The following is a 6,672-nucleotide window of genomic DNA, read 5'->3' as shown; positions in this document are numbered from 1 at the left end:
GCGTGTCAGCCCGAGTTTGTGTCTGCTCGCGGGAAAAAGGGGAGGCTCAGCGCAGCATGTTGATGACGGCGCTGAAGTCCTGGTCGGGGTGCTCGGCGTTGAAGTCGGCGTAGATCTGGGCGGCGTGGGTGCCCAGCGGCGCCGCGGAACCGGTGGAGGTGACGGCATCCATCGCCAGCCCGAGATCCTTGTGCATCAGCGCAGTCGCAAATCCGGGCTTGAAGTTGTTGTTGGCCGGTGACGCCGGAACTGGGCCGGGCACCGGGCAATTGGTGTGCACCGACCAGCAATTGCCGGTGGCGCCGGTGATCACATCGAACAACGACTGATCGGACAACCCCAACTTCTCGGCCAGCACAAACGCCTCACCGATGGCGATCTGCTGCACCGCCAGCACCATGTTGTTGCACAGTTTGGCGGCCTGGCCGGTGCCCGTCGCACCGCAGTGGATGACCTTGCCCGCCATCGGATCCAACACCGGGCGGGCCTTCTCGACGGCTTCGTCGGAGCCGCCCACCATGAATGCCAGCGTGCCGGCGGTGGCACCCTTGACGCCGCCGGAGACCGGTGCGTCGATCTGCAGCAGACCCTTCTCGGTGGCCTGTGCGTTGAGATCACGCGCGTCGGCCACCGAGATCGTGGAGGTGTCGATGAACAATGTGCCGGGTGCCGCGGCGGGAATGGCCTCGGCATAACAGGCCTTGACGACTCCACCGTTGGGCAGTGAGGTGATCACCACCTCGGCTCCGGCGACGGCCTCGGCGCCGCTGTCGAACACCTGGGCGCCCTTGGCTTCTGCGGCCTCCCGAAGGGCGGGCACCAGGTCGAATGCGCGGACCGTGTGCCCGGCCGCGACCAGGTTGGCGGCCATCGGTCCGCCCATGTTGCCCAAACCCAGGAATGCGATTGTCGTCATTGACAGGTGCCTTTCGAGAAGAGGTTTCAGACGGCGGCGCGGGCGCGGGCTGCTTCGGCCCGACCGATCACGACGCGCATGATTTCGTTGGTGCCTTCGAGGATCCGATGCACCCGCAGGTCGCGGACGATCTTCTCCAGACCGTACTCTGCGAGGTACCCGTAGCCGCCGTGCAGTTGCAATGCCTGATCGGCGACGCCGAAACAAGCGTCGGTGACGTAGAGCTTGGCCATCGCACACAGCTCGACCTTGTTCGCGGCGCCCGCATCCAGGGTGGATGCCGCCTGCCACAACAGCATTCGAGATGTCTGCAGCGCCGTGGCCATATCGGCCAGGGTGAAGCGGATGGTCGGTTCGTCGAGAAGGGAACCCCCGAAGGCCTCCCGATCCCGGACGTAGCCGGCCGCCTTCTCGTAGGCGGTCTGCGCGCCACCGAGCGAGCAGGCGGCAATGTTGATCCGACCGCCGTTGAGCCCGTTCATCGCGATCCCGAAGCCGGCGCCTTCACCGTCGGCGCCACCGAGCAAGGCGTCCGCCGGCACCCGGACACCTTCGAAGATCACCTGGGCGGTGGGCTGCGCATTCCAGCCCATCTTGATCTCCTCCGGGCCGAAAGTGAGTCCCGGGGTGCCCTTTTCGACGACAAACGCCGAGATTCCGCGCGGCCCTTCGCTGCCGGTACGGGCCATCACGACGTACACGTCCGAGGTTCCGGCGCCGGAGATGAACTGCTTGACCCCGGTCAGCACCCAGTCGTCGCCGTCGCGCACCGCCCGGGTCCGCAGCGCCGAGGCATCCGATCCCGCACCCGGTTCGGTGAGGCAGTACGACGCAATGGATTCCATGGACGCCAGCTTGGGCACCCAGTTCTTGCGCTGCTCCAGCGTGCCGTACGTGTCGATCATCCACGCGCACATGTTGTGGATGGACAGGAATGCCGCCACAGCCGGGTCGGCGGCGGCCAGCTGTTCAAAGATCCGCACTGCGTCGAGTCGGCGCAGCCCGCTGCCGCCGACATCCTCGCTGCAGTACACCGCAGCCATGCCGAGTTCGGCGGCTGCCCGCAGCTCCTCGACGGGGAAGTGTTTGGCAGCATCCCAATCCAGGGCATGCGGGGCAAGGCGTTTGGCGGCAAACGCGGCCGCCGTCTCGGTGATGACGCGCTCGTCGTCATCGAGTCCGAACAACTGCATGTTTTCCCGCCTAATTCATGGTCGGGATGACGAACTCGGCGCCATCCTTGATTCCGGACGGCCACCGCGACGTGACGGTCTTGACCTTGGTGTAGAACTGGATCGACGCGGGTCCATGCTGATTGAGATCGCCGAAGCCGGACCGCTTCCAGCCGCCGAAGCTGTGGTAGGCCACCGGAACCGGGATCGGCACGTTGACGCCCACCATGCCCACCTGAACCTTGGACACGAAGTCGCGGGCGGCGTCGCCGTCGCGGGTGAAGATCGCCACGCCATTGCCGTATTCGTGCTTCGAGGGCAATGCCAGGGCTTCGTCATAGCTCTCGGCGCGCACGATGCACAGCACCGGGCCGAAGATCTCATCGGTGTAGATCGACATGTCGCTGGTGACGTGATCGAACAGGGTGGGGCCGATGAAGTAGCCGCCCTGCAGGTTGTTGTCATCGAAGGTCAGGTCGTCGCTGGCGCGTTCCCGGCCGTCGACGACGATCTCGGCACCGGCCTCGACGCCCTGCCCGATGTAGTCACGGACCCGCTCGAGGGCGGCGCCGGTGACCAGCGGGCCGTAGTCGGCCTTGGGGTCGAGGCTGTGGCCGACGCGCAGGTTGATGATCCGTTCGACCAGCTTGTTGCGGAGGCGGTCGGCGGTCTCCTTGCCGACGGGGACCGCGACGCTGATCGCCATGCAGCGCTCACCGGCGCTGCCGTAGCCGGCGCCGATGAGGGCGTCGACGGCCTGGTCGAGGTCGGCGTCGGGAAGGATGATCATGTGGTTCTTGGCGCCACCGAAGCACTGGGAGCGCTTGCCGTTGGCGGCCGCGGTCTCGTAGATGTACTGCGCGATGTCGGAGCTGCCGACAAAGCCGACGGCCTTGATGTCGGGGTGGTGCAGGATGGCGTCGACGGCTTCCTTGTCGCCCTGGACCACCTGGAACACTCCGGCGGGCAGACCGGCTTCGAGGAACAGCTCCGCCAGGCGTAGCGGCACTGACGGGTCACGCTCCGAGGGCTTGAGGATGAAGGCGTTGCCGCAGGCCAGGGCCGGGCCGGCCTTCCACAGCGGGATCATTGCCGGGAAGTTGAACGGGGTGATCCCGGCGACCACGCCGAGCGGCTGGCGCAGCGAGTACACGTCGATGCCGGTGCCGGCGCCTTCGGTGTACTCACCCTTGAGCAGGTGGGGGATGCCGATCGAGAATTCGATGACCTCGATGCCGCGCTGGATGTCGCCGAGGGAGTCGGGGACGGTCTTGCCGTGCTCGAGGGACAGCATCTCGGCCAGCTCGTTGGCGTTGGCGTTGACGAGTTCGATGAACTTCATCATCACGCGGGCGCGGCGCTGCGGGTTCCAGGCCGCCCACTCTGCCTGTGCCTTGACCGCGATCTGTACGGCGGTGTCGACGTCGGCGGTCGACGCCAGCAGCACCTGGGCCTGCGCCTGGCCGGTGCTGGGGTTCAACACGTCCGCGGTGCGGGTGGAGCTCAGGGCGTCGCGCTTGCCATTGATGAAGTGCGGAATCTGTGTGGTCATCAGTTATCCCGGGATCGAGGGGTGGCGCGGGGCGGGCCCGCAGAGCTGGGGAGTAATTACTTGCATATCCTAGTAATTGTCGACGGTGAGCGCAAGGGTTTTTCCGTGACGGTCCCCGGCGCGCCCCGGGCCCGTATGGCACCGTGCGGCCCGGCCAGAGTTACTGTCGACATTGACAGTTAGGGAGTTCAGTCATGAGCGCAGAACCGCAGCCGCTGCAGGGCGGCTATCCGCGGCCCGACACTGTCGAGTTGGCCTACGAGGCCGTCGACCTCAACCGGGCCGTGCAGATGTACCGGTACTTCTACCGGTCGGTGTCCGGTGCCGCCCTCTTCGACGGCACCATCGCCGCGGGCGTCCGGGCCAACGAGGTCTTCGGCTACCTGGACACCGCACCACGCCACGTCGGATTCACCCTGAACTCCGACACGCCCTACGGGGCTGTGCTGTTGGACCTGCACGCCGGACCCATGGTGATCGAGGTGCCGGAGGGGGCCTTTGTCGGCACGGTCATCGACATCCATCAGCGTTGGATCCTGGACTTCGGCTTGCCCGGACCCGACGCCGGCGCCGGCGGTAAGCATCTGATCCTGCCGCCCGGATACGACGGCGACATCCCCGACGGTTACCACTGCGGCACTGCCGAGGCCTACCGCGTCATGGCGGCCGTGCGCTCAATTCCGGCCGACGGTGACGCGCCTGCGGCATTGGAGCGAGTCAAGACGGTCCGGGCGTACCCACTGCAGGCTCCGGACGGCTGGGCCGAACCGACCTGGGTGGACATGACCGACGGTTCTCAGGACACCACCCCGCTGGGCATCGAAACCAGCCTCGACTTCTGGAAGGTGTTGCACGGTATCGTCGAAGCCGAACCGGTGCTTGCCGACAGCCGGGCGCAGTACGGGGAACTGGCAGCGCTCGGGATCGCCAAAGATCAACCGTTCGAACCGGATACGCGCCTGACGGGGATCCTGGAACTGGCCGCGAAGACGGCCAATATGCAGATGCGCGTCGAATCCTTCGCAGACCGCACCCCGGCCCGCTTGGTCTGGGATGACCGGCAGTGGGAATGGGCCGCGCTGCGTTCGGAGAACGGCACCTTCGACACCGCTGACTACCGCGACACCTACGCGCTGGACAAGTGGTTCTTCCAGGCCATCGCCACCTCGCCGGCGATGTTTCGCCGCGACGCCGGTGCCGGGTCGCTGTATTGGCTGGCACTGGCCGACCGCACCGGGGCCTACCTGGACGGTGGCAACTCGTACACGTTGACGGTGCCGTTGCCGGTGCCGGTGCCCGCGAAGCTCTTCTGGTCGGTGACGGTGTACGACGCCAACACCCGAAGCCAGGTGCAGACCGATCAGGGCAGGGCGGCGCTGCGGTCGCTGTTCGAACTGACGGGGGCCGACGGGGACGAGGTGGTACTGCATTTCGGTCCACAAGAGCCCGAAGGCGCCGACGGCCGCTGGGTCAAGACGATCCCGGGACAGGGCTGGTTCGCGTACTTCCGCATCTACGGCCCGGACGGTCCGGCATTCGACGGTTCGTGGAAGCCGGGCGATCTGGAGCTGACCGCGCCCTGACCGGGCCCGCTAACCGGGCAGCCGGGTGCGCAACGCCTCGACGAACTGTGCCGTCGCCTCCCATGTGGGCAGGATCCCGGACTCGCGAACGTGTTCCAAAGATGGTGCATCGCGATCTCGGTCGGAGAGCACCAGTTGCGGACCGAACACCGTCGGCGGCCACTCGATCCCCAGCGCGGGGTCGGTCGCCGAGATGGTGTGCTCACGGTGCGGCGCGTACTCCGCGGAGCACAGGTACATCACTGTTGAATCATCTTGCAAGGCAAGGAAACCGTGAGCCAACCCCTCGGACAGGTACACCGAGCGGCGGTCCCGGTCATCGAGTAGTACCGCGTCCCACTGCCCGAAGGTGGGGGAGCCGACTCGGATGTCCACCACCACGTCGTACACCGACCCGCGCAGGCAGGTGACGTATTTGGCCTGGCTGGGCGGCAATTCGGCAAAATGCAGGCCGCGCAACGCCCCGGCCGAGGATACCGAGCAGTTGGCCTGTCGCAGGTCGAACCGATGTCCGACGGCAGCGCTGAACTCGCGGTCGGTGAACCACTCGAAGAACGCGCCCCGTCCGTCGTCGAAGACCTGCGGGGTGACTTCCCACGCGCCGGGTACCCGAAGTTCACGAAACTCCATGTCACTGACCACGTTTCTGATAAGTGGCCTCAACGCTGTCCTTCAGTGGGCCCCACCAGTTTTCGTTGGCGCGGTACCAGTCGATCGTGGCGCGCAGGGCATCCCGAAAGTTGAAGTGTCCGGGTTTCCACCCCAGGTCTGACATCGAAGACGGGTCGATCGCGTAGCGCAGGTCATGCCCGGCCCGATCGGTGACCTGATCGAAATCGGCGGGATCCCAGTCCATCAACGTCAGGATTTCCTGCAGGACAGCCAGATTGGAGCGTTCATTGTCGGCGCCGATGAGATACGTCCGCCCCGGATCTCCGGCGTCCAGGATGCGTCGCACCGCGTTGTTGTGATCGGCGACGTGAATCCAGTCCCGCACATTGGCGCCGGCGCCGTACAGTTTGGGTCGACGGCCGGTCAGGATGTTGGTGATCTGCCGGGGAATGAACTTCTCCACATGCTGGTACGGCCCGAAGTTGTTGGAGCAGTTCGAGATCGTGGCCCGTACCCCATAGGAACGCACCCACGCCCGCACCAGCATGTCCGAAGCGGCCTTGGTCGAGGAATACGGGCTCGACGGGTCGTAAGGCGTGGTTTCGGTGAACCGTTGCGGACTGCCCAACTCGAGGTCTCCGTACACCTCGTCGGTGGAGACGTGGTGCAACCGCACCCCGTGGCGGCGCACCGCCTCCAGCACGGTGAAGGTGCCGACGACGTTGGTCCGGACAAACGGCTGCGGGTCGACCAGCGAGTTGTCGACGTGCGTTTCCGCGGCGAAGTGCACCACCGCGTCCGATTCGGCGACCAAGCTGTCCACCAGATCGGCGTGGG

Annotated in this window: 6 protein-coding genes; 1 reads left to right on the top strand and 5 read right to left on the bottom strand. The window is 66.0% G+C overall.

Features of this window, described 5'->3' with window-relative positions; all coding sequences use genetic code 11:
- Positions 1-46: 46 nt before the first annotated feature.
- Genes mmsB through WBB07_RS26220 form a run of 3 tightly spaced genes read right to left on the bottom strand, consistent with a single transcriptional unit; the run spans position 47 to position 3,640 of the window.
- Positions 47-916, bottom strand: coding sequence for a 3-hydroxyisobutyrate dehydrogenase (gene mmsB, locus WBB07_RS26230; protein WP_526312112.1), 870 nt, complete (start codon positions 914-916; stop codon positions 47-49).
- A gap of 26 nt (positions 917-942) precedes the next feature.
- Complete coding sequence (locus WBB07_RS26225; RefSeq protein WP_526312114.1) at positions 943-2,103, bottom strand: acyl-CoA dehydrogenase family protein; 1,161 nt, start codon at positions 2,101-2,103, stop codon at positions 943-945.
- A gap of 16 nt (positions 2,104-2,119) precedes the next feature.
- Positions 2,120-3,640, bottom strand: coding sequence for a CoA-acylating methylmalonate-semialdehyde dehydrogenase (locus tag WBB07_RS26220; protein WP_526312110.1), 1,521 nt, complete (start codon positions 3,638-3,640; stop codon positions 2,120-2,122).
- A 194-nt stretch (positions 3,641-3,834) separates the two neighbouring features.
- Between WBB07_RS26220 and WBB07_RS26215 the strand changes: the two genes are divergently transcribed.
- Positions 3,835-5,223, top strand: coding sequence for a DUF1254 domain-containing protein (locus tag WBB07_RS26215; protein WP_526312108.1), 1,389 nt, complete (start codon positions 3,835-3,837; stop codon positions 5,221-5,223).
- A gap of 9 nt (positions 5,224-5,232) precedes the next feature.
- Here the strand turns inward: WBB07_RS26215 and rfbC are convergent, their stop codons facing one another.
- Both rfbC and rfbB read right to left on the bottom strand, forming a co-directional pair.
- Entirely contained in the window at positions 5,233-5,853 is a 621-nt protein-coding gene (gene rfbC / locus WBB07_RS26210; RefSeq protein WP_526312106.1) for a dTDP-4-dehydrorhamnose 3,5-epimerase, read from the bottom strand.
- Between the two features lies 1 nt (position 5,854).
- Positions 5,855-6,672 (bottom strand): dTDP-glucose 4,6-dehydratase (gene rfbB / locus WBB07_RS26205; RefSeq protein ID WP_526312104.1); only part of this gene is annotated, 818 nt, incomplete at its 5' end.

Origin of the sequence: Mycobacterium sp., assembly GCF_049647605.1 — a bacterium.
In the GTDB taxonomy this organism is placed as follows: domain Bacteria; phylum Actinomycetota; class Actinomycetes; order Mycobacteriales; family Mycobacteriaceae; genus Mycobacterium.
This window is presented reverse-complemented; position numbering and strand designations above follow the sequence as displayed.

What these genes read in the sequence shown, in the direction of transcription:
- mmsB (WP_526312112.1), bottom strand. Translation starts at nt 916, where the DNA reads ATGACGACAATCGCATTCCTGGGTTTGGGCAACATGGGCGGACCGATG.
- WBB07_RS26220 (WP_526312110.1), bottom strand. Translation starts at nt 3,640, where the DNA reads ATGACCACACAGATTCCGCACTTCATCAATGGCAAGCGCGACGCCCTG.
- WBB07_RS26215 (WP_526312108.1), top strand. Translation starts at nt 3,835, where the DNA reads ATGAGCGCAGAACCGCAGCCGCTGCAGGGCGGCTATCCGCGGCCCGAC.
- rfbC (WP_526312106.1), bottom strand. Translation starts at nt 5,853, where the DNA reads ATGGAGTTTCGTGAACTTCGGGTACCCGGCGCGTGGGAAGTCACCCCG.